17 protein-coding genes are annotated in these 26630 nt (G+C 68.9%); 11 read left to right on the top strand and 6 right to left on the bottom strand.

Annotation, left to right across the window (positions count from 1 at the left end; all coding sequences use genetic code 11):
- Positions 1-58: 58 nt before the first annotated feature.
- From AB0I18_RS01730 to AB0I18_RS01695, 8 genes are all read left to right on the top strand, one after another.
- Complete coding sequence (locus tag AB0I18_RS01730) at positions 59-2455, top strand: AAA family ATPase (protein WP_363103329.1); 2397 nt, start codon at positions 59-61, stop codon at positions 2453-2455.
- A complete protein-coding gene (locus AB0I18_RS01725; protein ID WP_363103328.1) occupies positions 2452-2859 on the top strand; it encodes a hypothetical protein in 408 nt (135 codons plus the stop codon). The genes AB0I18_RS01730 and AB0I18_RS01725 overlap by 4 nt, the downstream gene beginning before the upstream one ends.
- A 41-nt stretch (positions 2860-2900) precedes the next feature.
- Positions 2901-4538, top strand: a complete 1638-nt coding sequence (locus AB0I18_RS01720; RefSeq protein WP_363103327.1) for a hypothetical protein — start codon at positions 2901-2903, stop codon at positions 4536-4538.
- A gap of 118 nt (positions 4539-4656) precedes the next feature.
- The gene (locus tag AB0I18_RS01715; protein WP_363103326.1) at positions 4657-4947 is read left to right on the top strand and encodes a type II toxin-antitoxin system prevent-host-death family antitoxin; all 291 of its coding nucleotides are present in this window, start codon (positions 4657-4659) and stop codon (positions 4945-4947) included.
- Positions 4940-5392 carry a PIN domain-containing protein gene (locus tag AB0I18_RS01710; RefSeq protein WP_363103325.1) on the top strand — a complete coding sequence of 151 codons (453 nt, stop codon included), beginning with the start codon at positions 4940-4942 and terminating at the stop codon, positions 5390-5392. The genes AB0I18_RS01715 and AB0I18_RS01710 overlap by 8 nt, the downstream gene beginning before the upstream one ends.
- A 104-nt stretch (positions 5393-5496) precedes the next feature.
- On the top strand, positions 5497-7335 hold the full coding sequence (locus tag AB0I18_RS01705; protein ID WP_363103324.1) for a DUF4357 domain-containing protein: 1839 nt from the start codon (positions 5497-5499) through the stop codon (positions 7333-7335).
- Positions 7332-8582 carry a restriction endonuclease gene (locus AB0I18_RS01700; RefSeq protein WP_363103323.1) on the top strand — a complete coding sequence of 417 codons (1251 nt, stop codon included), beginning with the start codon at positions 7332-7334 and terminating at the stop codon, positions 8580-8582. Before AB0I18_RS01705 ends, AB0I18_RS01700 begins: the two co-directional genes overlap by 4 nt.
- Positions 8583-8630: 48 nt before the next feature.
- Entirely contained in the window at positions 8631-10766 is a 2136-nt protein-coding gene (locus AB0I18_RS01695; protein WP_363103322.1) for a UvrD-helicase domain-containing protein, read from the top strand.
- 28 nt (positions 10767-10794) lie between these two features.
- Here the strand turns inward: AB0I18_RS01695 and AB0I18_RS01690 are convergent, their stop codons facing one another.
- The 5 genes from AB0I18_RS01690 to AB0I18_RS01670 form a co-directional block, all read right to left on the bottom strand.
- On the bottom strand, positions 10795-12447 hold the full coding sequence (locus AB0I18_RS01690; protein WP_363103321.1) for an N-6 DNA methylase: 1653 nt from the start codon (positions 12445-12447) through the stop codon (positions 10795-10797).
- A gap of 100 nt (positions 12448-12547) precedes the next feature.
- A complete protein-coding gene (locus AB0I18_RS01685; RefSeq protein WP_363103320.1) occupies positions 12548-15586 on the bottom strand; it encodes a DUF3962 domain-containing protein in 3039 nt (1012 codons plus the stop codon).
- Between the two features lie 41 nt (positions 15587-15627).
- Complete coding sequence (locus tag AB0I18_RS01680; RefSeq protein WP_363103319.1) at positions 15628-19263, bottom strand: hypothetical protein; 3636 nt, start codon at positions 19261-19263, stop codon at positions 15628-15630.
- Positions 19256-20416, bottom strand: a complete 1161-nt coding sequence (locus AB0I18_RS01675) for a hypothetical protein (RefSeq protein WP_363103318.1) — start codon at positions 20414-20416, stop codon at positions 19256-19258. Before AB0I18_RS01675 ends, AB0I18_RS01680 begins: the two co-directional genes overlap by 8 nt.
- The gene (locus tag AB0I18_RS01670) at positions 20413-22083 is read right to left on the bottom strand and encodes a PD-(D/E)XK nuclease family protein (RefSeq protein WP_363103317.1); all 1671 of its coding nucleotides are present in this window, start codon (positions 22081-22083) and stop codon (positions 20413-20415) included. Before AB0I18_RS01670 ends, AB0I18_RS01675 begins: the two co-directional genes overlap by 4 nt.
- 211 nt (positions 22084-22294) lie before the next feature.
- Here AB0I18_RS01670 and AB0I18_RS01665 point away from each other — a divergent pair, with 211 nt between their 5' ends.
- The gene (locus AB0I18_RS01665) at positions 22295-23731 is read left to right on the top strand and encodes a serine/threonine-protein kinase (RefSeq protein WP_363103316.1); all 1437 of its coding nucleotides are present in this window, start codon (positions 22295-22297) and stop codon (positions 23729-23731) included.
- Between the two features lie 95 nt (positions 23732-23826).
- Here the strand turns inward: AB0I18_RS01665 and AB0I18_RS01660 are convergent, their stop codons facing one another.
- Positions 23827-25836, bottom strand: coding sequence for an N-6 DNA methylase (locus AB0I18_RS01660; protein WP_363103315.1), 2010 nt, complete (start codon positions 25834-25836; stop codon positions 23827-23829).
- 223 nt (positions 25837-26059) lie between these two features.
- Between AB0I18_RS01660 and AB0I18_RS01655 the strand changes: the two genes are divergently transcribed.
- Both AB0I18_RS01655 and AB0I18_RS01650 read left to right on the top strand, forming a co-directional pair.
- Positions 26060-26377, top strand: a complete 318-nt coding sequence (locus AB0I18_RS01655; RefSeq protein WP_363103314.1) for a hypothetical protein — start codon at positions 26060-26062, stop codon at positions 26375-26377.
- Positions 26374-26595 (top strand): hypothetical protein, encoded by a 222-nt coding sequence (locus AB0I18_RS01650; protein ID WP_363103313.1) that lies wholly within the window; start codon positions 26374-26376, stop codon positions 26593-26595. The genes AB0I18_RS01655 and AB0I18_RS01650 overlap by 4 nt, the downstream gene beginning before the upstream one ends.
- The last annotated feature ends 35 nt before the right edge of the window (positions 26596-26630 follow it).

The raw sequence follows: 26630 nt of genomic DNA, 5'->3' as shown, positions 1-26630 counted from the left end.
CTGGCGACACCTCGGGCACACCTGCCGCAGCCTCCAGCGCACCCGAGGAAGCCGAGCCATGAACGACACCGCCCTCCGTGATCTACTCCTCGCCCGTCTGCCCGAATCCGGTCTGTCCGCGGAGGAGCAGGCTCAGCTGCGCGATCTGCTGCCTGCCGCACAGGCACGGAGCGGTGGCCATTCCGGAACCGTGTACATGCGGTCCATCACCGCCGCCGGCTGGCGCGGCATCGGGCCCGCCGCCACCGTCCAGCTGCATCCCGGCCCCGGACTGACGCTGGTGGAGGGCCGCAACGGCTCCGGTAAGTCGAGTTTCGCCGAGGCCGCGGAAATGGCCATGACGGGTGACAACTTCCGCTGGCAGGGGCGCACTCAGGTGTGGAAGAAGGGCTGGCGCAACCTGCACGAGCACTCCTCGCCCGAGGTCGCTGTCGAACTCTGTTTCGACGCCGGCAGTGACGGTGGCAAGGAGCCCGTGACCGTACGCCGGGTCTGGCACGGCGAAGGGCTTGAGGACTCCCGTATCGTCGTGGAACAAGCCGGACAGCCCACCGGTGAAGACCTGCACGACGTGGTCGACGCCGAACAACTGTCGCTGTATCGACCGTTCCTCCCTTACACCCAGCTCGGTGCGGTCATCAACGGGCCGCTCACCACCCTGCACGACGAGATCTCCCGGATTCTCGGCCTCGAACTCCTCAGTGACACCGACATGGCGGCCAAAGCTCGGGCCAAGACCCTGGCCGAGACCGAGAACGCCGCCAAGACCCTCACCGCCACGGTGATTCAGGAGCTGTCGGCGGTGGACGACCCGCGCGCCGCGGAAGCGGTCGCGGCCCTCTCCGGCCGCAGCCCCGACCTCGACCTCGTCCGGGCTCTGCTGAAGGGTCACAGTGTCGCTGACGAAGTGCACCTGTCCCGGCTGCGTCGGCTGGCCGCTCTGGAGGATCCGGACCGGCAGACGGTCACCAAGGCCGTGGCCCGGCTGCGCTCGGCGGCCGCCGTGGCCGACGATGCCCGTCACGGCTCCGCCGAGGACGCCCGGCAGCTGATCAAACTGCTCGATGCGGCGCTGGAACATCGCCGCCGCCACCCCGACATCTCGGACTGCCCGGTCTGCGGCAGCACGGACCTTCTGGACCGTGCCTGGGCCGAGCGGACCCGCGCGCAGGTCGAAAGACTCCAGGCGGAGGCCGCCGACGCCGAGGCCGCCCACCGCGAACTGGCGTCCGCAGTACAGGAGGTGCACGACCTGGTGCAGCCCCCTCCTGGCTGGCTCCAGGCCGACGAACCCTCACTCGCCGCGCTGTGGCGTGATCTGACGGCCTGTCGCGCCGTACGCGAGCCGCGCGAGTTGGCGGACCGGGCGGAACGCGCCACGGCCGTCCTCGGTGAGGCTTGTCTTCAAGTGCGCGATGACGCCGTCCGTCGCATCACGGCGCAGGACGGGCGCTGGCAGCCTGTAGCGGCACGGCTGTCCACGTGGCTTGGGCAGACGGAAGCCGCGCAGGCGGCGAATCCCGTCGCCAAGCAGATCAAGGCAGTACGCGCCTGGCTGCGCGTGCTCACCGACGAGTTGCGGGAGGTCCGGTTCAAGCCGTTCGCCGACCAGTCCGGGGAGATCTGGCGGTTGTTGTGCGAGCGCAGCAGTGTCTCGCTGGGCGCGATCGGGCTCACCGGCGTCGGTCCGCAGCGGCAGGTCAGTCTTCCCGTCTCCGTGGACGAGGCCGACGCGCCCGCGTTCGGCGTCATGAGCCAGGGCGAGCTGCACTCGCTCGCCCTCTCCTTGTTCATTCCGCGCGCCACTCACCAGGACAGCCCGTTCGGTTTCGTGATCATCGACGACCCGGTGCAGTCCATGGACCCGGAGAAGGTGGACGGCCTCGCCAAGGTCCTCGATCTGTACGCCCAACACCGGCAGGTCGTCGTCTTCACCCACGACGCCCGGCTCAAGGAGGCCATCAACCGGCTCGGTCTGCGAGCCACGGTCATGGCGGTCTCCCGGCAGATCGACTCCGTCGTCGAAGTCGTCCCCGTCAGTGACCCGGTGAGCCAGGCACTGAAGGACGCGAGGGCCGTAGCCCTCGACCCGCACCTGCCGCCGGAGGTGGCCGACCGGGTGCTGCCCCCGATGTGCCGCCTCGCAGTGGAAGCCGCGTACCAGGTCATCGCCCGGCGCACCCTCCGTGACGCGGGGCTGGAGCAGAGCAGGATTCAAGAGAAGGTCACACAGCCCGGGCCCCTCACCGGCCTCGCCGCGATCGCGATGGGCATGGAGGGGGCAGGACCGGTCGACGTACTGAACGCGATCGCACGCGATCACGGCACCTCTGCACGGGACTTGATCCGGCAACTGAACCAGGCCTCCCACCAGGCCCCGACCAAGCCTGTCGGCGACCACCGTGATCTGGTCAGGCGTACGGAGCGGCTCGCCAAGGCGGTGCAGGCCCGGTGACCGGTCTCACCCACTCCTCCGCACCCAGGGCGGGTCTCTCCACGAACGCTCTGGTCACCGCCGCCGACCACCTGCTCAACCCACCGGGTGATACCACTCTCACTCCCGGTGTCCGAGCACGCGCCGCGGCGATGTTGCTCCGTCTTGCCCTTGACGAAACTCTCGACGCCTACTGGCAGATGGTCAGCCCTCGCATGACCCGCAGCAGCGGTCGCACGCGGCTGCTCTGCCTGCAGTGGTACGTCGCCCCCTCCGTCGCCCGCCAGTGGTACGCCGTATGGTCCGCCCTCAGCGCCGCGTGCCATCACCACACGTATGAACTGCCGCCCACACCCGCCGAGGTGCGGGCCTGGCACCAGGACGTGAGCGAACTGCTGCGTGTCCTGTCCGCCGGCACAACCTGAGCCCCCGACACGCCTCTCCCACGAACGTCAGGAGCCACACGATGGACGCCCGCCGCTACCGCATGGTGGTCACCAGCCAAGCCGACTACGTGAGGACCGGAGCGCTGGTCGACGAGCAGTTGCGTGCCTGGCTCACCCAACCGCCGAAGACCTACAACATCGATGCCTTCGTCGAAGGCCGCAACGAGATAGCCCACGGGGTCACCCTCGACCACGACTCGGTCACCGCCGCCACCGGCACCTACGGCCGTTGGCGGCTCCGGGAAACCGCGCCCGGCGGTACATGGCAAACCACCGTGGTGACGCGGCAGATCACCGACGAACCCACCTGGGTACAACTCGACGTCGAACACCTGCCTGACGACCCCGACGCCATCCCCGTACCCGCCAAGACGCCTCGGTTGGCCAAGAGCCTGCTCGACGTGCTCGACGCACGCGATGGCCGGGCAGACGTGACCGCCATGCCTCAGGTCATCGAGACCGAGGACGTCGAATCCGTCATCGACGAACTGTGCGACGCCAACCGACGTCTCCCCGTCGTCATGGCGAGCACACCGTACGGTGTGGATTTCGACGCCTGGTTGGAGGGGACGGTCGACCCCCTCGTCCGTCCCCTGGCAGGGCTGGCCATCCTCTACATCCTCACACCGAGCGCCGAGTCGACCCTCAACCGGGCGCTGGAATACCACCGCGTCTACAACGGCGGCATCCGCACCTACCTGCCCGGAGTCGACCCCGCCTGGCCGGCCGACGGTCAGCGGCACCGCGTGATGTCCAAACGCATGATCACAGAGAGACCGCAGCAGGCCCGCCGCATCCTGGCACAGCTCCCGCAGGGCCTGGCCACCCGCCTGCCACTGCCTGACGCACTGGACTCCGTACCCGTCATGCGGACGCGGGCCCGGGACGGCATGGGCAACTCCGACCTGGAGCGACTGCGCGACGAGAACGACGTGTTGCTGGAGATCCTTGAGGAGGCGGGGCGCGAGCAGCGCGTCAGGGCCGACGAGATCCGCGATCTCAAGCACGAACTCCGCCAGACGGAGCTCAACGAGACCCAACTCGTCGTCGACTACGACGAGCAGTACAAGGAATTCCACAAGGCCAGGGCGCAGGTCCGAGAACTACAGAAGCGACTGCTTGAGCTGGGCGCTGCCGAACAGGCGTACGCGCCGGTAGATCTCTCTGCGAACGCACCCACGTCCTTCGCCGAGATCCTGGATCAAGTCAAGGCCATGCCGCGGGTGCACTTCACGGGACGTCACAAGTACGCCCTGGAACTCGACGATCAGGCATACGGCTCGTCATGGGTCCGTATGGCCTGGGACGCCCTGTTGGCACTCCAGGACTTCGCCGACGCGGTCGCGACCGGAAAGGCGAACTGCGACTTCAAGCAGTGGTGCGCCGACGCACCCGAGGGGGCTCACGTCATCTCACCCCGCAAGGTCGTACGGGACGAGTCGAAGACGGTGAAGACGAACGGCGCCTGGCGCAAAACGCGCACATTCCCCGTTCCCGACGGTGTGCATTCGGACGGCAGGCTTTTCATGGGCGCCCACCTGCGTATAGGTGGTGGCAACACAGTCGCGCCCCGCCTGCACTACTACGACGGGGCCTGCACCGACCACGGGATCCTCATCGGCTACATCGGTCCGCACCTCACCAACACCCTGACCTGAGGTGGAAGGCCGACGCCAACACCCACGCTCAGGACCATCAGGTCCGTACACGCTCAGCGGCGACGCAGGCAAAGGGCACACGCTCGCCGCCATGTAGAACGAGTAGTACGGTGGAGGCATGAGTGACAACGCGGAGGTCCCGCTGAGGGAGCTCAACCAGCAGACATCGCGGGTCCTGGCCCGTGTGGCGGCCGGTGAGACAGTGACCATCACCAAGGACGGGGTGCCCATAGGGGACATCGTGCCCCGCGGTGCGCTGACGGGCCGGCCCGCCTACCCGTTCCGGACCGACCCCATGGGCGAGCTGGATCTTCCGGACCTGGGCGGCCCTGTACTGGACGACGACGAGATCGAGGCGGCGCTGCGAGGCATGGGCACAGCCACCGACGACGCGGTGACCGATGACTGACATTCCGGTCGCAATCGCCGATACCAACGCTCTGTATCGGTTGTTCACCCCCAAGGACCCCCGCCACGCGGCCCACCGGGAAGCCCTCGCCCGCACAGGCCACCTCGTGGTGTCCTCGATGGTGCTCACCGAGCTCGACTATCTGCTGACCTCGCGGATCGGCCCCGCGGCGGCCATGAACGCGCTCGACTTCATCGCTGGACAGGCGGAGGCCCGCAGGTTCGAGATCCTCGATACCGCACCGCACCTCCGGAGCGCCATGGCCGTGATGCGGGGGTACGCGGACGCGGACGGCGGGGAGGGAGTGGGGCTCGTCGACGCGATGAATGTCGCCCTTGCGTCGGCCTTCCAGACCGCGGACATGTTCACCACGGACAGCCACTTCCGCATGATGCGGCCGCTCACCGGTCAGCCTGCCTTCCGGCTGCTCCCTGACGATCTGTGACGCTTCTGGGGTCGTAGCCGGCGACTGCCCGTACGGTTCGGGACTGTTGTCAGTGCGGGCCCCTACTGTTGCAAGGGATCTTCTGTCGAGGGGGAGCAGGGACAATGGTTGACGAGCACGCGGAGTACCCGGAGTTCCGGCTGCGGCTGCCGAACGGGGACGGGATCGACCGGGCGCGTGGCGTGCTGCTGGACGAGACCGGGACGAACGGGAGCAGGAAGTTCCTCGTGCGGGCCGGATCACCCGCACGCGATCATGTGATGCCGTCGCTCGCCACACACTTCAAGAGCCCGTCCAAGCGGCGCACGGAGCTCAAGGCACAGGGCGTACTCGTTGCTTCCACGCGCTGGCCGGGCTGGCTGGAACTGACCGAGGATGTGGTGTGCGGCTCGCCCTCCTTCGCCGCCGTGCTGCTGGTCGGCGCCCCGCGCAACGGGTGGGAGGAGTGGCGGACCGAGGACGGAGCACCGCTGTCCGACTACATGTCGGGGGTATGGGCGGGCCCCAACCGCCCCTGGCTCATCCGTGGTTCGAACGTCACGGGGATGGACCTGGTCCAGCGTCTCTGGCTTCCGGAGGGCCGCGTCTCCCTCGCCGCTTCCCGGCTCCGGCAGGGCGTGCGACAGGGCACCAGCAAGGACGACCTGCGCACCTTCGTCCAGGAGGACTACGAGTCGACGGCCACATACGGGCAGAAACAGCAGCTTGTCGAGGAGCTGCACGCCTTCCTCTCCCGGATGAAGCCCGGCGACACGGTGTGCACCATCTCCGGCGGACAGCTGTACGTCGGTGAGATCACCGGCGAGGCGGAGCAGACGGAGTCCGAGGACCGGCGGTCCAACCTGCGCCGGCCGGTGGACTGGCAGCCGACCGGATATCCGTACGACGATCTTCCGGAGGAGCTTCAGCAGAAGCTGTCGATCCAGCACGACGTTGTCGACCTCTCCTCGGTCCAGGCCCTCGTCGAAGGGCTCGGCCTGAGCGACGAGGAGCTGGCGGAAGAGGCCCAGGACATAGAGCGTGATCCGAGTGTGGAGATCCCCGCCCTGGTCGCCCGCCGCGAGCTGGAGCTGCCGGACCCCACGGACGAGCTGGCTGCCGAGCTCCTGGTTCACGACACGGAATGGCTACGCGAGGTGCGCGATCTGCTCGCGGACGAGCGGCAGTTGGTGCTGTACGGTCCGCCGGGTACCGGTAAGACGTATCTGGCCCTGAAACTCGCCGAGTTCCTGGGCGGCGGGCCCGAGCAGGTGAAACTCATCCAGTTTCATCCCTCGTACGCGTACGAGGACTTCGTCGAGGGGTTCCGGCCGAAGGAGGACTCGAAGACCAAGGAGGTCGCCTTCCGGATCACCGCGGGCCCCCTGCGCGACCTGGCTGCTCTCGCGGGCCGCGAGGGCAACCGGCACATCCCGCACTTCCTGATCATCGACGAGATCAACCGCGCCAATCTGGCCAAGGTCTTCGGCGAGTTGTACTTCCTCCTCGAATACCGGAACAAGTCTCTGCAACTCCCGTACTCCGGCGATGATTTCGCGCTGCCGCCGAACCTGTTCGTGATCGGCACGATGAACACCGCCGACCGGTCCATCGCGCTGGTGGACGCGGCGATGCGTCGCCGCTTCGCCTTCGTCGAACTGTCCCCGCGCACGGAGCCGACGAGCGGGCTGCTGCGCCGCTGGCTGGCCAAGGAGGGCAAGGACACCGAGCCCGCCGATCTGCTCGATGCGCTCAACTCCCGAATCGACGACGCCGACTTCCGCATCGGACCCTCGTACTTGATGAAGAAGGGCGTGTACCGAGAGGGTGGCCTTGAGCGGACCTGGCGGACGAAGATCCTGCCCCTGTTGGAGGAGCACCACTACGGAGAGGGCGTGGACATCGACAAGCGATACGGGCTGGCAGCGCTGCGGCAGTCGCTGGTTCGGGAGTCACTGGGGTGACCGTCGGCACCGAGCCCGTTTCGGCGACCGTGCCGGCCGTCGAGTCCGTGCATCTCGTCGAACACGCACCGGCGGTCTCCGTGCCTCTGGCTGACGCCATCGGTCGGGCCCTCACCACTGCGCGCATCGTGGACGCCGCCCCCGATCCGTACGCAGCCGGCTGCTGGTCGCTGCGGGCCGGCAGCAAGGTCGGTGCCGTGGCCGTCGCGGTGCCGGGCTTCAGCAAGCCGGTCACCGTCCGCATCACACCGAAGGTGCCCATCGCCCGGCTCTTCTTCCTACTCGGTCACAGTCTTGACCCGAAGGGTGCCTGGCGTGACGGGCAGGTGTCGGTGGCCGAGCACCGTGAGGTGCTGCCCGCACTCGCCCACGCCGTGGAGCGGCAGGTGGACCGGGCCGTGCGGCAAGGTCTGCTGCAGGGATACCGGGCGACGGAGGAGACCTCCCTCGTCGTACGCGGACGGATCCGGGAAGCCGAGCAGATACGGCGCCGCTTCGGCATGACGCTGCCGGTGGAAGTGGCGTACGACGAGTTCACCACCGACATCGCGGAGAACCGCATTCTGCGGGCCGCCGTCGGGCGTCTGCTGCGTCTACCGGGTGTCCCGCGCGAGGTGCGTCGCAGGCTGCTGCACCAGCGCGTCCGCCTGGCCGACGTCACCACGATCGTGCGCGGACAGCCACTCCCGGGTTGGCAACCCACCCGTCTCAACTCCCGCTACCACCACGCCCTGCACCTCGCCCGTGCCGTCCTGGACGGAGCCTCCGCCGAGCACGCGCCCGGCGGACTCCGGGTTGAAGGGTTCCTGTTCGACATGAACAAACTCTTCGAGGACTTCGTGACAGTGGCGCTGCGGGAGGCGTTCCGGGGCACCGGTCACACGGCCCGTCTCCAGGATCCGCATCACCTCGACACCGCTGCCGAGATCCGGATGAAGCCCGACTTCGTGCTGTACGGCGCGGACGGAACGCCGTGCGCCGTGGTGGACGCCAAGTACAAGGCGGAGAAGCGGGACGGCTATCCGGACGCCGACCTGTACCAGATGCTGGCGTACTGCACGGCTCTCGGCCTGCGCGAAGGGCACCTGGTCTACGCGAAGGGCAACGCTTCGCACGCCGCCCACCAGGTGCGGCACGCGGGCATCGTCATCCATCAGCACGCCCTCGACCTGGACCAGGATCCAGCCGGCCTGCTCGCCGACATCGGATCGGTTGCCCAACGGTTGGCGGGCGTCCCAGGCATGTGATCGACTGCGGAGTGTCGGAGTGTCCATCCAGGGTGGGGAGTTCACCTCGTGCCGCAGCTCGCGTTCGCCAACAGCTTCTGGGAGAGCTACGACATCCTGGAGAAACCCGTCAAGGCCGGCGTACGCAAGGCGATGCAGAAGTTCCAGCTGCTCACCGTGCCCGAACTCCAGGCGGACAAGGGTCTCCACCTGGAGTCCGTGCAGAACGCTCAGGACCCACGCATGCGGACCATCCGCATCAACGACTTCTGGCGCGGTGTCGTCCTCGCGCCGGATGACGGCAGCGATGTGTTCCTGCTCGTCAACGTCGTACGGCACGACGACGCGTACACCTGGGCGGCCAAGCGGCTGTACACGATGAACTCCGCGACGCGGGCGCTCGAAGTCCGCAACGTGATCGCCATCGAGCAGCTGACTCCGGCCCTGGAGAAAGCTGCCGCGGCCGCCACCTCTCTGCTCTTCTCAAAGTACTCGGACAAGGTGCTGCACGAACTCGGCATCGACGAACAGGTGTTACGCGCGGTGCGGACCATCGTCGACAAGGTGCAGCTGAACGCTTTCGAGACACTGCTGCCTGAGGACCAGTTCGAGGTACTGCACTTCCTCTCCGAGGGGTTCAGCCCCGACGAGGTGTACCGGGACGTCGTCGCCGTACGCCGTCCGGTCGACGCGGGCCCCGATCCGGACGAGAGCCTCGCCGTCGCCATCGCCAACACCGCGAGCCGCATCACTTTGGTCACCGGCCCCGAAGAGCTGGCGGATATTCTGGAGAAGCCGTTCACGGCCTGGCGCGTGTTCCTGCATCCCTCACAGCGCAGGGTCGCCTACCGGGTGTCGTACGGCGGCCCGGTTCAGATCACGGGCGGTCCGGGCACAGGCAAGACGGTTGCGGCCCTGCACCGCGTCAAGCATCTCCTCACGCGCTCGCCCGACACCCGGGTACTCCTCACCACGTACACGAACGCCCTTGCCGCGTCACTGCGCGAGAACCTGTCCCTGCTCCTGGACGGCGACGAGGCGCTGCTCGGCCGCGTCGACATGACCACGGTCAATGCCTACGCGCACGGCGTCGTAACCCGCGTCGACGGCAAGCCCCCCTCCCCCGTGAACGACCGGGAGGAACGGCAGCTATGGCAGCGGGTCGTCAAGAAGCTGGGGCTGCCGTGGTCGGAGCAGTTCCTGGCTCAGGAATACCGGCACGTCATCCTGGCTCAGGACCTGCGCACCCCTGAGACCTACCGGACCGCCTGGCGACGCGGTCGCGGGAGCGCACTGCCGTCCGCCCGACGCGACGAACTGTGGTCCGCCATCGAGCTGTTCGAGTCGATGCTGCGTGGCCAGAAGGCCACTACACACCTGAAAGTGTGCGCGCGAGCGGCCGACCTCCTGGCCGGTTCGGGGCCCACCCACGACCACGTCGTGGTCGACGAGGCCCAGGACCTGCACCCCGCACAGTGGCGCGTCCTGCGCGGTGCGGTGGCATCCGGCAGCGACGATCTGTTCATCACGGGCGACCCGCACCAGCGGATCTACGACTCCAAGGTTTCTCTCGGCTCCCTGGGCATTTCGGTGACCGGCCGCACCCACCGCCTGCGCATCAACTACCGCTCCACTGAGGAGATCCTTGTCTGGTCGACGGGCATCCTCAGCCCGGTGTCGATCGACGACCTGGGCGGTGACGGCAGTGACAGCCTGGCCGGTTACCGCTCTCTGTTGCACGGCCGGAGGCCCCACGCGGACGGGTATAGCTCCGAGCAGGCGGAGGTCACGGCTCTCGTCGAGCGCGTCGAGGGCTGGATAGCCCAGGGCATCCGCCCTTCGGAGATCGGCGTGTGCGCCCGTTTCAACGTGTTGCTGGACAAGGCGTACGACAAGCTGGCCGCGGCTGAGGTGCCCGTGGTCCGGGTCAGGGACAACCCGGGACCGGCCGTGGATGGGGTGCGGCTCGCCACCATGCATGCCATGAAGGGGCTGGAGTTCCGCTGCGTCGCCGTCCTGGGGGTGACGGCAGGAGCGGTGCCGTTCGCTCGTGAGGTGACGCCTGTCTCCGTGGACGCGCTGCAGCATGATTCGGATCTGCTTCGGGAGCGTTGTCTGCTGTTCGTCGCATGCACACGGTCGCGGGAGGCGTTGGCGGTTTCGTGGAGCGGGACCGTCAGTTCGTTCGTACCGCAGCCGAAGTAATCGATCAGGCAGACGATGTGATGGCCAGTCAGCTGTCGGGCGTGAGCGCCCCGTTGCCGAGACCGTCTCTAGCCAGACTAGCTACCTCCCGGCTCAGCTCCGCCACCCTCCGGGATCGTTCCTCGAACTCCTGGAGAGCGCGGAAGACCGCACCGTACCGGCGTTGCCCGGTGATATCCATCTGCGGGATGCGAGCCCCCTTTCCGTCGAGGCGAAAGGTGCCACTTGCGCTCGTGGAGCGTCGTGTGTTGGCCACGCTGCGCAGGAAGCCCTGAAGATAGTCGGTGTCGAGCTGATCGCTGACCGAGACCGGTTCCGGATCTCCGTACTCGACGAGCCCGGCGCGGGCGAGGTCGGCGACACTGACGGTAGGTCCGTCGAGGGAACTGGGACCGGTGCCTGCGGCCAGCCTCGGCAGCAGCTCGGCCAACAGCCGCACCTGCTCGTTCAACTCCCGGCACAAAGCCTGGTATTCAACAACGTAATCGCGATGGGACTCCTCGACGTGACGACCAGGCGTGAGGTCCACAGTGTCGTCGAGCAGATCGATCAGAGGAACATCCGCCAGCTGGTCTCGGCCCGGTTCCAGGGAGCCGTCCGGATCGCCTGCCGTCAGATCGACCATGCGGACGACAGTGACGGCATCACCCAGGGCCCGCGGGCGGCGCAGGTGCCACAAATGAACCGGAAGTGCATGCGAAGCCGCGGTGCCAGACGGAAGAGCTGTCACCTGGGTGAGGATGCCCCGTCGTACAAGCTCGGCGCGGATGCGGCGGCCCGCCTTGCGGTAGGCGACCGAAGCGGGCATGACCAAGAGAACGCGGCCGCCGGGCGCGGTGTGCGCGTAGGCATGCTGCAACCAGGCGAGTTCGCCTTCGGCGCGCGAAGGAATGCCGAACTCCCAGCGCGAGTCGAGCAGCAGGTCCTCGCGCCCCCAGTCGGGTTCACCGACCGGCGGATCGCAGACGACAAGGTCGGCTCTCAGCTCCGCCCATCGGTCGTCGCGCAGCGAGTCCCCGGTGGCGACGACCACATCGGTACGTCCGGTGAGGACGGCCCGCAATTGCGCGAACCGAGCACTGCGAGCGTCGGACTCCTGCCCTCGACGTGTGGGCCCACGCTCCGGACCGACGGCGAGCAGCAGGGTGCCGATGCCGCAGGCCGGGTCGAAGAGAGTTGCTTCGGGCTCCACCTCACCGACGAAATGGCGTACGGCACGGACGATACGCGGCGAGGTGACCTGGTCCGATCCTGCGCGGCGCACGGAGTCGGTGAAGCGCTCTGCGAGGGCGCTCACCACCTCGGCCGCCCCGCCGCTCTCGGCCAGATCCGTCGCAAGCCGGACGACGTCCGCCGGTAGCTCGGCAGACGCCTTCCCCTCGGCGAGGAGGTGGGCTACATCGGCGAGCCCGCCCACCATGTCGTCACCGGAGACTCCGCGCAGTTCCTGCCACAGCTGCACGTCCAGCGAGACGTCCTGCCCCTTGCGCTGCCTGTCCAGCCAGACCTGCACCTCGGTCAGGTCGAACAGCGGACTGTTGGCACCGCCACCGGCCGGCGTCGGGAAGTCGTCGTAGCGTCGCCGCCAGTTCGAGACTGCGGCGCGGGTGACGCCCGCCAGCCGGGCGATCTCGGAGCCGGTGACCAGCGGGCCTGCCGGCGAGGCGGGGGTGTCCGTCATGCAGGCAACCGTACACAGGATCGATCACGCCATCAACGCATGAATTCGTTGACGGCGTTAACGATTTCTTCAATTCCTACCTGTGTACCGATTTCCCTCGCTACTCCTGGAACGACTCCGCGAAGAGAAGCAGCTGTTCGTCCTCGGCTCCGCGCTCCCGTGCCTCGGGTTCCTCCTCCAGGCCGGGGGCAGGGTACTTCGCCGGATCGGGATCCGTGGCCGGAGCTACGTCGTCATCCGCCGGAGCCTCCTCCTTCCCGCGCGTCGGCAGCACATACTGCTGTCCGAGGCCCGCGAGGTGGAGAGGCAGCGGCAGAGCCAGCGCCTCAGGGTAGTCGGGCGGCTGGCGCAGCAGGTGGGCGGTGAGGGCCAGTGCCTGGGGGGCGTCGCCGTCCTCCTCGTGACAGCCGAGGACGGCGACTTCGAGGAGAGCGGGCATCCAGCCGACTTCGCCCGTGTCGATGGTCGGCTGTCCCTTGCGCTTGCCCATCCGGATCGGGCGCGGGGCCAGCTTGTCGGCCTCGACGGCCGAACTCTTGAACTGCACTGGCTTGGGAGTGGTGGAGTAGAAGATCCGGCCCGAGCCTTCACCTTCGGGCAGCCACAAGTTGGAGGGCATCCCGTTGGGCCCTTCCTTCGGGTTGACACCCCACCACTGGGGGGTTTCGCGGTTCGTCGACGACCGCACCCGCAGCAGTCGCAGATCGGCGTCCAGGTGGCGCGCTTCGGCGTGCCCGTCGCGGATCCGGTCCGGCGCCGTACGACCGTCCTGGAGCCAGGTCCAGTGCGAGCGCGCGTTCTGCGCGTCCACGAACAGCAGCGTCGGCTCCCGGCGCAGTGAGGCCCGTACCTTCTGCAGCCACTCCTCGGCCACACGACGCTGCTCCTCACGGTCCGCGCGCCAGCTACGCCGCTTCCCTCCGGCCTGCTGCGCGTCCTCGGCTTCGCGCGGCGCCGGGACGAGGGGCCGGACCTCGGCCAGCCGGGTCAGCTTCAACAGCATCGCCGGGTACGGCACCCAGGCACCGGCGCCGTCGTCCGCGTCTGGGTCCCAGCCCTGTACCCGGGCCAGGCCACTGCCCTGGGCATGCGGGGTGACCAGCACCGCCACCGGGACGTCGGCTGCCCAACGGGTGCGGGTGGTACGGTTCTTGCGCACCATCCACACGGCCGCGTAGCGCATCCCCTCGGGGAGGCCCTTCTCCAGACCGTGTTCGGGGTGTACGCGCGCGCCGAGCTGGCGCAGGCCGTCGTCCCAGGCCATCAAGGCACGGTGGTGCTGGTTGCCGACCGCGTTGTAGCCCTTGACCTGTTTGGGAACAGCCATGAACTGGGTCACGAAGCCGGCGTCCGCGCAGCCGAGCCGGAGGGCGAACTTGGGGTCGTGGTCGCGGGTCGCGAAGTCCTCGGGGCGGTCGATCTCCACGAGCGCCAGAGCCGGTGTCCCGTCGGTGCGGTCCCGGCGCAGCCACTCGGCGGTCTCGGTTCGGCGCGCGTGCACAGCCGCCGTGACGATGTCCCTGGTGCGCCGGGCTCGCTCCGGGATGACCAGACCATCGGTGAGCGCGACAGCCCCGTCAGCGCTGTCGGCGCCGTCCCGGACGGGCCGGTAGCAGCGCAGCCGTACGGTGAGCTCGGAGGCCTGCCACTCCAGCACGACCGGGGTCGCGGGGGTGGCCTCCCGGTGGGCGTCCTCAGTGGGCGTACCGCCGTCGCCCTTGAGTCCGAGCCGCTGCACGAGTGCCGCAACCGCCGTCGAACGCATCTCGGCGGTCTGCCACAGCAGCCGGGCCTCAAGGACCGGAAGGCCGTCCGACACGTCACCGCGGGCCGCGACGGCATGGGCCACGGCGGCCCGGCGCTCGGCCGTCCGCCGTGCCGCCTCCTGCTCCTTCTCCTCCTTCTTGACGCTCCTGGGCGGGGCGTTGAGGGGTTTCGCACCGGCAAGCGCGGTGTGCGTGAGCCGGGGGGCGGGGCGCAGCTCCTCGGGGATGGCCTGCTGGGCCCACTCGGTGAGCTGGGAGCACTGGTTCGGCATCAGGCCGGCCTTCACCGCGTGGGAGCCCATGGCCGTGCGGTACACGATCCCGGCGCGGGCGTCGCGTCGCAGCCAGCCCTCGGGGTCGGTGAGGATCGCGTCCGCGTCCGGGAACGGCTCGCCGAAGGCGATGTCCGCGAGCAGCCGCGCGGGGCCACCATCCACCCAGCCATCCGCGAAGGCTTCCTTCTCCTTGTCGAAACGCCGCTCCAGCTGCGCGACGGCGAACCGCTCGCTGAGCGGGACACCGGGCAGGACGGCAACGCGCGGGCGCAGCAGGACGGTCGTACGGCTGCCGTACGGTAGGTGCAGGCGGCCGGACTTGGCGCCGACGCGCGTCGCCCAGCGCCGGATCGACCAGTGCAGATGGAAGCGGGGCAGCGGGTCGAACGGCACGGTGTGCAGGGTGATGTTGAGGACCACCGAGAACCACCAGGTGCCCGCGGGCTTGCCCGGCTCGTACGGCAGCGGTTGCGAGACGAGCTCGGAGCCCTTGTCCTTGGGACCACGGGGCATCGCCCGGAAGTGCAGGGATCCCGCGTCGTACGGGTAGGGGCCGAGGTCGAGGATCCGCCGGGCCAGCCAGTCCGTGGTGAGCGTGAACTGGTGCGCCTGGGGTGCTGCGGTGCCGCCGCTGGTGAGGCCGCCCGTGAGGAGTTCCCGCCGCACCGGCTCCCATGCGGGCGGGTGTACGGCGAGCTGGGCGCGGACACTCTTGAGCAGTTCGCGGTGCTCGCGTTCGGGACGGAGTTCGCCGAGCCAGCGGTTCAGCAACGGGGTGAGGACGTTCGGCGGCAACGGGTCGGGGACGTCCTCGGCGACGTACAGCCAGCGGGCCGGCTCGTCGCCGCGGTCGTGGAACGGGCGGGGCATCACCAGCACGTCCGGGGCGAACGCCTGGAGTACTTGCTCCAGTCGGCGGGTCGGCACCGTGCGCCAGGGCTCGGCGTCCGGTTCGAGACCCGCGTTGCAGAGGGTGAGAATCGCTTCGCGCCACTGCTCCGGGAAGGGCAGGACCCGGTAGCCGGCGGTGATGGAGGCTTCCCGGTGCACCGGGAGCCAGGAAGCAGTCTGAACGTTGCGGTAGGTCGCGGCGGGCATGGCGTATCACTCCTGGGGAGTCGGCTGCGTACGGAGTGCTTTCAGCGGCGTACGTGGTGGTCGAGGGTGCGCAGGGCGTTGTGGAACGGCTCGTACAGGAGCCGGGCGACCACAGGATCTGCGGGGTCGGGGAAGGCGGACGGATCCGCGTTCGGAGAGAGGTAGGGGGCCAGGGCGGTGCCCAGCGTCCTGAGCAGGCCGTCGGCGGCGGGCAGGGTCGCATTCGTCGTCGCGGGGGCGAGGGCATGGGCAAGCTTCGGGGCGAAGGCGGCGTCGACGAAGACCACCCGGGCAGGCACACCACCGCGTACGAGACGGCCGATGACCTGCCACATGGTGACGAGCTGGTCCCAGGCAAAGGCACGCTTCTCCCACGGGGCCAGTCGCGAGTAGATGTAGCGGCGTTTCAGCAGGCGTCGCCACTCTTGACGGCCCTCGGTACGCAGGTTGCGACCCGCTTGGTCGAGGTCGTGCGCCTCGGCGACCAGTTCGCTGAAGGTGACCGGGCCCTGGCGGTGGTCGTCGCGCTGCTGGTCGCGCACGAAGCGGCACACCCAGTCGTTGACGGCGTAGATCGCCAAGGTGAGGTCGTCGGGGCGAGGGTGCGGCCGGGCGAGGAATAGCGCGGTGCCGAAAGCCGCGGTGGACTGGGCGTTGAGAATGTTGTGGCCGCGTTCCACCGCCATGAGCGGCGTGACCAGCACTTCGGCTGTCGGGTCCTCCGCGAACATGGCGAGATCTCCCCGGCGCAGGGTCGCGGCGTAGGACATGTCGGTGCCGTCGAGCGCCAGGTCGAGGTCAGCGGCGTCGGGGATGAGGACGCGGACACCGTCGTGCCAGCGGTCCTCGCGGCGCAGCGTGTCGGCGACGGCGTACGCCTCTTTGTAACTGCCGACCAGCAGGATGGCGCGCTTGCGGTAGTCGTCGGTGACCCGGGCGAGTTCCAGATCGAGCGGGCTGGAGGAACCGCCGGGTCCGAGGCGGCCCAGCCTGGCGGCCATGGCGCGGGCCTGTTCGATACGGGCCTTGGGCTGCGTACCGGACAGGAACATCGGTTTGCCGTTGTCCTCGTCGTAGAGGAAATGAGTGCTGAACTTGGTGCGTCCGACGGCGTCCAGGGATCGCTGGGACGGTTTGAGTACTGCGCCCACGGGGGCCAGAACATGGGCGCGGGTGGATTCACCGGCCCAGCTGGTGCCGGACATCAGGACCACGTGCGGGCCGGGGCGACCGGTCGCCGGGTCGGAGCCGAGCGCGGCAAAGGCGTGCAGCAGCTCGCGTCCGACGCCCGCGCAGCGGAAGAAGCGCAGGGTGCCGCTGATCCGTCCGTCCTCGTCGCGCTCCCGTTCATCGCGCAGGTACTGGAAGCCGAGGACGTTACCCATGGGGGCCTCGGGGATGATCGGGGCGTAGTCCAGAGGGGCGCGGCGGGCGAGTTCCTTGCCCTGGCTGTCAAGCCGCAGGGCCGCTTCCACCTGGGGCCACAGGAAGGTCAGACGGTCCAGGCGCTGGTGCAGGGCGGACAGCAGCAGGGTGAACTCCAGCCTGCGACAGGTGAGGTCGTACCACTTGGCGTTGCCGTCTCCCGGCAGGCCGGGAATGCCGTCGAGGAGGTCCCGCAGGAGTGCGGCCACTCGCTCCCGGCTGCGGGGCGGGGACTGGGTGTGCAGCAGGTCGTGGACCGTTTCCACCATGGCGTCGGTGAGTGTTCCGTACGGGGCGCGTCCGCCCAGCGGGTCGTCACGGAAGGCGTCGAGGAGGCGAGTCAGTTCGGTACGACGCGAGTTCTCGTGGACCGGGGATTCCGGTTCGGAGTCCTCGTCGTCGTCCTCGTATCCTTCGTAAAGATTTCGCTCGTCGGCAACGCCGTCGGGAGCGTCGGAGTCGGCGGGCCGGTAGGCGTCCGGCCCTGGAAGTTCACCGAACCAGTCGGCGAGCAGCTTCTCCTGGAGCGCCCAAGGGCTGAAGTACTCGGTGTCCACCCACTCGCGCAGGTCCTCGTCGGAGATCAGCATCCGGTAGAGCCGGTCCGTGGCGACGGTGACGACGGCGAGCGCGGCGTTCCACTGCTCCACGTCGCGGTCGGTCAGCGGCAGCCGGCCGTACCGCGACAGCTCCTCGATCTTGTGGGTGTGGAGCTGGTCCAGCCAGGACTCGACGTCGGGCCGCACGAGCGTCGCGGACGGGGCGAACAGTTCATCGAGCCGCATCTGGACGGCATCGGCCTCGTCGACGAAGACGATGTCGCTGCGGGTGCAGGCGAGTTCGAGGTGGCGCAGCCGCTCGTCGTTGAGGTGAGCGGGTACGGCGCTCTGGACGAGGCTGGCCGGATTGGCGACCCAGATCAGGGCGTCGACCTGGTCACGGGCGGCACGGTGGCGAGGGCACTCGGCCCAGATCGGGCAACCGTGCGGGGTGCCCTTCAGTTCGTCCTCGGGGCGCGGCTTCGATTCCGGGGCCGCCCGGACCGCCGGATCCCATACCCCGGGCAGAGCGTGCTCGGGCTCCGAGCCCGCCGCCTTGTGCTTCTCGGGGTGGAGAGCGGTGCAGGGCGCGTCGGCGTAGCGCAGCGGCTCGACCGCCTCGGTGCCTCGGAGGGCGTCCACCACGCACACGGTGCTCAACTCGTCGAAGCCGTACGCGTCGTGGTCGAGGAGGTTGTGGAGACCGCGCGAGGCGAGCCTGCGGTGCAGGCGCTCCACATGGGTCTGGCGGGCCGTCGGCCCGAGCACGGGTATGGCGGACAGGTCGAGGCGAGTGAACAGCTCACACAGGCGCAGCTGTTCAGCCACGTCGCCCACGACGAGCGTGGTCCTCAGATTCCTTCGGGCCGCCCAGACCGCGACGAGCGTCATCAGCGTGCTCTTGCCCGCGCCGACCATGCCGACTAGATGCAGCAACCCGTCGAGGCGGAGCCTGTCGCCGTCGGTGAAACCGCGGCCGTCGGCGTCGCGCGGGGCGATCCGGAGCTCGGCCAGACGGGCGGCCCAGCGTCCGGGCCGTTCGACGCCGGTCTCCCGCTCCATGTCGTCCATCCACTGTGCGGTATCGGCGAGTTCGGCGCGAGTGATGGTCAGTGGTTGCGATCCACCGGGGCGGGCCGCCACGAGATCGTGGCCCGGCGGGCGCTCGAAAAGGAGCTGTTCGGGGATGGTGACGGACGTGGCGCGGCGGTGCTCGCGGAAGTTGCTGCGTCCGGCCGGGGCCAGGGAGAGCGGGCGGCGAACGAAATCGGGCAGGCCCGCCAAGGCATCGTCATACACCGCGATACGGCCGGCGGCGACGGTGGGACGCAGCGGACGCGGTGGCTCGCCGGATCCGGGCGACGGTACGTCGTAGGCGCGCAGCCGCTCCGGAACCCGGCGGTAGGCGTCGAGCACCTGTTGCCAGGCGCGGCCCCTGCGCAGCGTCCACAGCAGATGGCGGGCCGCGGTGAGCATGGTGTCGTGCTCTTGGGTACGGGCCAGACCGGCCGCCTTGGCGAAGGGGTAGCCGCCGAGCAGTGTGTAGGCACCCTCCGCAGGTTCGTCCAGGGCGAGGCGTTCCATGAGCCGCAGGGCCAGTTCGACCTGACACACCTGGACGGGCTTCACGCCTTCCAGCTCCGATGGCAATCCGCTCCAGACCCGGGCCAGTTCGCGACTCACCGGCTTGTGCCAACTGTCCCTGTCACGCACGATCTGTGTGTCCTTTCAGGGTGCGCAGGCGGGCGCGGGCCCGTGCGACGAGTTCGGTGTCGGTGAGCAGTGGCAGGTCTCGGGCCCGCGCGGGCCGGGCTCGTTCGAAGGTGGCGACGTAACCGGGGCGGGCCAGCGTGCGGTGTTCCGGCACGGACCAGAACGCCTCTTCGTACGGTGGATCCTGCGGGACAGGGCGGGCTGAGCGGCCCAGGAAGACGGGATGCGCCCAGTCCTTGACGTCGACAGCCCAGCGGTGGCCGTCGGGGAATTCCACCAGCAGGTCGTACGCGTCGTAGCCGGGCCACATGCGTACGTCGAGGCCGAGCGCCAGCAGGTCGCGTTCCAGGTCGGCCTCAGCGCGTCCTGGCCCGGTGACGAACTGCCGCAGCGGGCGCTCCAGTTGGCAGACCTCACCGGCCGTCTCCCGGAGGATGCAGCGCCCGGTCGGGGCCGGGCCCTGCCGTCTGCACCGGTCCCGCTCGCACCACCAGTCGCCGTCCCGGGAAGGGACGAGGAGGGTGAGACAGCGCTCGCAGCAGGTGTAGGCGCCGTCGTGGAGGTAGGAGTCGGAGACCGGCCGGTAGATCTGCCGGATCAGGCCTCGGACGGGTTCGAGCACCATGTCCCCGTCCAATTCATGCATCTCGAATAGGGTGAGGACCGGCCGGCGCACCAGCAGGCCGCGGAAGGCTGTGTACGCTTCCTCGTCGCTGTACTCCCGGCACACGCGTAGCGCGGCCCGCACGATCTGCCGGTCCCGGAACTCCACCGCCGCGTCCGGGGTTCGCCAGGCCCACTCGTGGCACAGCTCGGTGGGGCGCCCGGACTCCTCGTCCAGTAGCCGGTCCTCGGGGCCGATCGCGTCCGGGGGCAGGCCGAGCGGCCATTCGGCGAGCGGGAGGGCGCGGCAGCGGTCGACGAGTTCGGTGAGGCCGGCGGGGGGCAGTTCCCCGCTCAGCAGACACGCAAGCACCGTCCGGTCCAGGGCGCGCTGTGCCTCGGGTGGATAGGGCAGGGTGAAGGAGTCGAGTCCGGTGGTGGCCTCAAGGACGATGAGCGCGCCGGCGAGGGTCCGCAGCAGGGGTACTCCGTCATGGGCGGCCCATTCTTCTGCGGAAAGCGGGACGGTGTCGGGGTCGTCGAGAGTCATCGGGGAGCTTCCCCAGGGGTGCGGCGGGCGCCGTCGCTGCGTGAGGTCCGGGCCGAGGTGCACCAGCGGCGAGCCTCGCAGTCGGCGCAGTCGAAGTCGCGGGCGGGGACTGCGGCGTAGGTCTCGTCGGCCGCCCACCCGGCGGCGAGTTCGGTGATGACGCGACGGGACTGATCGAGCGTGACGGCGTCGAAAGGGTCGACCTCCTCCAGCCGCGCGCCGTCCTCGCGCAGCACCTCCAGCTCGATCCGGGAACGGCGTGGGTCGCCGCTCAACGCTCCGGATGCCATGAGGAGGACGGCGAGGGCGAGTTGTGGATAGGTCCGGACCAGTTCCTGCCGCTCTCCAAAGCGGTGCGAGGCCGTCTTCGTCTCGCGTACGACCGTGCTGCCCCGGTCGGTGTACACGAGGTCGCAGTCGGCGATGACGACGACATCAGCCTGCGGGTCGTACACGGCAAGCCGACGCTGCGGCTCGACGGTCTCGTCCACCGCCAGTCCGTCGAGGGGGCAGCGACCCCGATGATGGCGGATCATGGCCAGAGCGGCGGGTAGCTCCTCGGCGGTCAGACCAGGCAGGGACTCGGGGAGCGGCACACGCCGGCAGGGCGTTCCGGGGTTGGCGGCATGACGCTCATTCAGCCAGGCGTCCACAGCCCGTCCCCGGCGGATCGCCGCGTTCTCGGTGCGGCCGTCCCTGAGCTTCAGTACGCGCGTGAGGTAGTAGCGGGCGGGGCAGTCCCGGTAGGCCCGCAGGTCGGAGACGGACACGCTCCGCCGCTTACGAGGGCGGAGTGGGGCCGACGTACCCAGCAGTCCGGGCACGCGTGGAACGGCCCGGCAGCCACTGAGGGCTTCGCAGCGGACGCAGTCCTGGCCGGGGCGCACCTCGCGGCCGTCGGCGGCGCTCGACATCAGCTCCTTCGCGTGCTCGTCGAATTGACGCTTTGCCTCCGTCGCGTCCCAGTCGGCCAGCACCTGAGTGCTGCCGTCGCCGAGTCCGACGCCGACGACCCGGACCCGCTGCGGCAGCACACCGTGCCTGTCAGGCAGTTGGGCCCTTTTGCCGTAGGGCATGTCAGCTGGGATGCCGCTCGCTGCGACATACGCGGCGGCGGCGATCTCCGGCAGCGGCCGGTCGCGCTTGACGGAGTCAATGGACGGAATCCAGATTTCCCGGAGGGAGCCGTCCCCGCTGGCGTACTGTCGCCCCCATGCGGTGCGTTCGTACCGATCGGCACCGCGGCCGTCCTGTTCGCGCAGCCGATCCACCCCGACCCACTGCTTCCGCACGGGGCGGGTGGCGGGGTGTCCGGAAGCCACACGAACGCCCTGTTCACGGGCTCGGGCGGCGAGATACGTACCTGCCGCCTCCGCGGCCCAGCGCACGTGCGCTTCGGAACAGCGACGCATGTTCCCAGAGTTCGCCGCGGCCTCGGCAAGGGTCTTGCCGTGATGCTCCACCGAGTCGACGAAGTTGCCCCAGGGAGCGAAGGGAAAGTCCTCGACCGGCTTGCGGCGGCTGCGATCCGGCTGCGTCAACAACGGCCTGGCGCGCAGCGCACGCCCGGCAGGGCAGGCATCCGGCTCCTGACGCAGCAACGGCAGGCCGATCCGGATCAGTTGATCGTCACCATCCACCTGGGGCGGCTTCTGAAACGTACTCACGAGTGACGTCTCCTTACGGCTCGGCTGAGCGGGACTACTCCAGCATGACGGTAGAGTGTGAACACAGTCAAGCGACATAAAGTTGCCTGACATGTTTCCACTACAGTGTGTGCAATCGACTACGGAGAGGCACGGGAGGGTCAGAGGTATGGAGCGTGGGCAGGTGTTCGCCGAAAGATTCAAGATCACTCATGCACCCAAGAGCGGCGGCATGGGAACCGTGTACCGGGCCGAGGATCTCAAAACCGGCCAGATCGTCGCCGTGAAGTTCCTGGTCCGCCCGCCGCGCGACTCCGCGCCCGGCCGTGGGGATCACTACGGCCGGCTAACCCCCAACGAACTCAAACGTTTCGAGCGCGAACGGCAGATGCACGAGCAACTGGGCGGGCACGGCATCCCACACCTCGTCGCTTACGACTTCCTCGGCGGACGGCCCTATCTCGTAACAGAGTTCATCGACGGCAAGAACCTCCGCGACTTTCTGGAATCGCACCGGCCCACTCTCGGAGCCACCGCGTCGATCGTCGTCCAGTTGCTGCGGATTCTGGAGCGGGTGCACGCAGCAGGGGTGGTCCATCGCGATATAAAGCCGCATAACGTCATACTCGCCGATTCCGGCGACGTATTTCTCGTCGACTTCGGCATCGCGCTACCGGACGACCCCGACGCCACCCGGCATACCGAGGGCCGCACCCCAGGCAGCCTCGGTTACAAGGCCCCCGAGATCATCCTCGGAGAACGCAACCCCACCCCGGCCGCCGACATCTACGGCGTCGGCTGCACGGTCTTCCGCCTCGTCGCGGGTGACAGGGTCTTCAACGGAGCCTCCGAACACATCATCGAGCAGCACCACTGTGACACTCCGGCGCCCCGGCTCGACGACCGTATCCCGGGACTTCCTCCTGGCCTTGCCGACCTGGTGGCCCGCATGCTGGCCAAGGACCCCAGGTCTCGTCCCTCGGCAGGCGGAGCCGCGGCGGCGCTCGCCCCCCTGGTCCCCAGACCCGGCGACTCCGCACCGGACCCCGCGCTCGCCCCCGACCCCACGTTGCCCTTCCGCACGTGCACTGACGCTTCCACGGCTACACCCGCCCCGGCGGCCGGCCGGGAGCGCAGCCGTCGGCCCGTGGTACGCCGTCGAGCCGTCGGCATTCCGAACCGCTCCGCCTTCCGGGCGCTACTGGACGAGGCGGAGCGGGAATTGGTGCGCGGTGACGCGGGGCCGCAGGCGGAGCGACTCGACGCGATACTCAACGAGGTCCGTGGCCCCTGGGGAGCCTGCGATCCGGATGTCGTACGAGCCCGCCTGCTGTGCGCGGACCGGCTTCGGCACACCGGTGACTGGCCAGGCGCGAGCGGACGGTACCGGACGCTGACGCGCGATCTCGACGGCGCCGAAGCCGGGACGGCGGAGCACGATCGGTTGCTTGAGGCCCGGATCGGGGTAGCGGAGTGCATGGTCCCGGAGGAGGACAGCACGGACCGTGCCTTCCCGCTCTGGGAAGCCGCCGTCCAGCCCCTGCACGTTCTGCTGCCCTCGGCGCCGCAGCGAGTAGTACGGCGGGCCCGGGAGTCCGGCGAGGAATTCGCCGAGTGGGGTCACCGCGCGGCCGTGGAGGCACTGTTGGACGGGCTGCCGCCGAGCTGACCCGAGCCCCAGCAAACGGCCACGGACGCCGACGCGTCCGCGCGGCGGCATCGGGCAGGAGCCCCGGTACCTCCCACCCTGGCGGAACCTTGCCCTCACTCCGCGCCGAACTGCCCCACCGCCAGCAGCTCGGACAGTGTCCCGCTCAACGCCCCCGACACCGAGGACAGTTCCACGGCGGCCCGCTCAAACTCGACCAACTGCCGGTGAATCGCTCCGTACCGTCTCTGCTCGTCGATCGGCAGCCGCAGTGCCCTCAGGCGTCGTACGTCCACCCGTGAACTGACCGATGCGTGCGTACCAGCCTGACGCGCGTTGAAGCGCACTCGCAAGCAGGCCGCGAGGAACCATGGGTCGAGCCGCTCCGGATCCACGCGCAACCGTTGCAGATGCGGACCGAGCACAGTCGGTGCCGAACTCTCGACCCAGGCATCGAACTCGGCGAATGTGGTGACGACCACGATGTCCCCGAAGCTGGTGACGGTCAACTCCCTCTCCCGCTCCGCGCGTTCAACGTCGTCCGCGGCCATCCACCATTGTTCGCCCGGCCTCTCCCCCAAGTGCGCGGTCATGAGCACCGGAACCCCGTGGTCGGGGCGGGGACCACGATGTAGCGCTCGTTCAGACAAAGCTCCGCCCTGCGTCAGCGCGACGGCGTCGGCGGCCTCCAGCTCCCCCACACTTACGGCTACGCGCGCCTGAGGCGAGTGCGCCGAAGCCAGGGGCCGCAAGGCCTGCCCGGCGTCGCGCACAGCAACCAGCGCATGGTCGAAACGGGCCCAGGACCTGCTCAGTTCGACGGCAGACGCGGCAACAGCGGGTGGCACGTGGCGGGCAGGGGTGAGGTCCGTCTCCTCCCCCAAGAGGTCCACCACCGGCACCGTCACGACACCGGGCGGGCCATCGCCCCGCAGGGCGGCAAAGACCCGCTCCTGCAGCCCGTCCCAGTCGACGACTTGCGTGCCGCCCTCGGTCGGTGTGTGACGGCAGTCCGCAGCGTCGACCAGCAGAACGCGCCCTTCACCCGGGCTCACGTCCTCCCCGCGAAGAACCCAGAGGTGTAGCCCCACCCCATAGGGCGGTGCGGCACCAGGCGGCAGCGCGACCACTGCTTGCAGCGATCCGGCGCGCAGCAGCCCGGCACGAATCCGACGGCCTGCCCGACGGGAGGCCACGGCGGGCGGCAGGAGGACAACCGCTACCCCGTCCTCAGCCAGAGCGGACACAACATGCTGCACCCAGGCGAGTTCCGACTCGGTGCGGGGCGGCTGACCGAAGAGCCAGCGGCGGTCCGTGGCCAGCTCGGCATGGCCCCAGTCCCGTTCATTGGCGGGCGGATTGCACAGGATGATGTCCGCGCGAGCACCAGGGTCGGGATCGTCACGCAAGGTGTCAGCAATCGTGATCTCAACCTGCTCGTGACCCGCGGCCAGGGCCAGTCGGGCTGCCGCGAGCCGCCCAAGGACGGGATCGACGTCAAGCCCCGTCAGCCTCAGCGGCTCCCGCGCCGACCAGTGCCGAACGGCTGCCAGCAGCAGGGTGCCGGTGCCACAGGCCGGATCCGCCACACGCCGCACTGGACGTCGCTCGCGGGCCTCATCGGCGAGTGCCGTCATGAGGTCGGCGAGCGAGACAGGTGTCGTGGTGATCTGCCGGACATGGGTGCTCAGCCAGCGCTCCAACAGAACACGGAAGGCTTCAGCACCGCTGACGGTCAGTCCTGCCCGCATGACTTCATCCACCAAGCGGAGTTCGCCGGGGGACAGTTGAGGCACGCCATTCGGCCAGGGAGGCGATACCGCGGGGGAGGCGAGCCGCAGACCCGCCTCGGCGATGACCAGTCCCATGCGGTCGCGGTCACCGAGTGCCTCAATGTGGGGCCACAGCCGATCGAGAGCCCCGGTGGAGGCGCGCAGCTTGCCATGGGCCAGCAGCCACTCCTCGACTGTGTCGAGTGCGAACTGCGGGCTGGCGTCGCTTCCCCCGACGGGGACGGGAAAATCTTCGAACCGTCGCCGCCAATTGCTGACCGCCGCGCGCCCTACGCCGGCGAACCGAGCGATCTCGGCGAGCGTCACCAGAACCCGCTCATCACGCTGCGTCATGCTGCCCTTCCTGAAGCCGACCCACTACCGTGCCGCCAGACACGGCGAACCCTGCATACTTCATGGCGGATTGATTGACTCAGTTTTCAGTCTACGGGGATCGTTTCAGCCACCCGATCAGGCTTCAGCGGTGTGCTGAGTGGAACGCTTGACTCAGGGCCAAGTACCCCACCCAGGGTTGATTCTGTACTCAACGTGATCAACCTGCCTCATAGGGCACAGTGTGGATTCGTCCACTCTCGAACGCTGGCTGGTCTCCTTCCAGGACACCGTGTCGACCATCGCCCACGCTCTCGACGAGAGCCGCCCCACACACGACTACGGCCCCATTCCGAAGGCCGTCCACAAGGCGACATGGCTTTACGCCGCCGCCACCTTCCCGTCTTCATATGGCATGATCCTGGAAGAGTCGCCGGTCGGCGAGGACGAGCTGTTCCTGCCGGAGGTGACCTCGACGGAGTCCCTCCTGGACCGGGCGGTGGGAACCGTCCTCGATATCACCGACCGGGCGGAGACCGGTCCGGGGCCGTCGACTCGGTGATCGCCATAGCCCTGCCGCTGGGCGGCCGGATCTTCAATCGCCTCGCCGAGCTGACGGACGTACTAGCGGACTCGGGTACCGACGTCAGCCTGACCTGGAGTTCGCCGTACAGCGGCGTGCGCGCGTCCCGGCTCGGAGCAGGCATCGCCCGGCAGCGCAGAGACGCACTACGGGCCGTCCAGCCCGAGGAGCGCGCGGAGCAGCAGGCAGGTTGGTAGGCGGCAGCATGCTGCAGGGGATGGATCCCTCGGGT

Source organism: Streptomyces sp. NPDC050704, assembly GCF_040654355.1.
Lineage (GTDB): Bacteria > Actinomycetota > Actinomycetes > Streptomycetales > Streptomycetaceae > Streptomyces.
The sequence above is the reverse complement of the archived record's forward strand: the minus strand, read 5'-3'. Positions and strand labels throughout refer to the sequence as shown.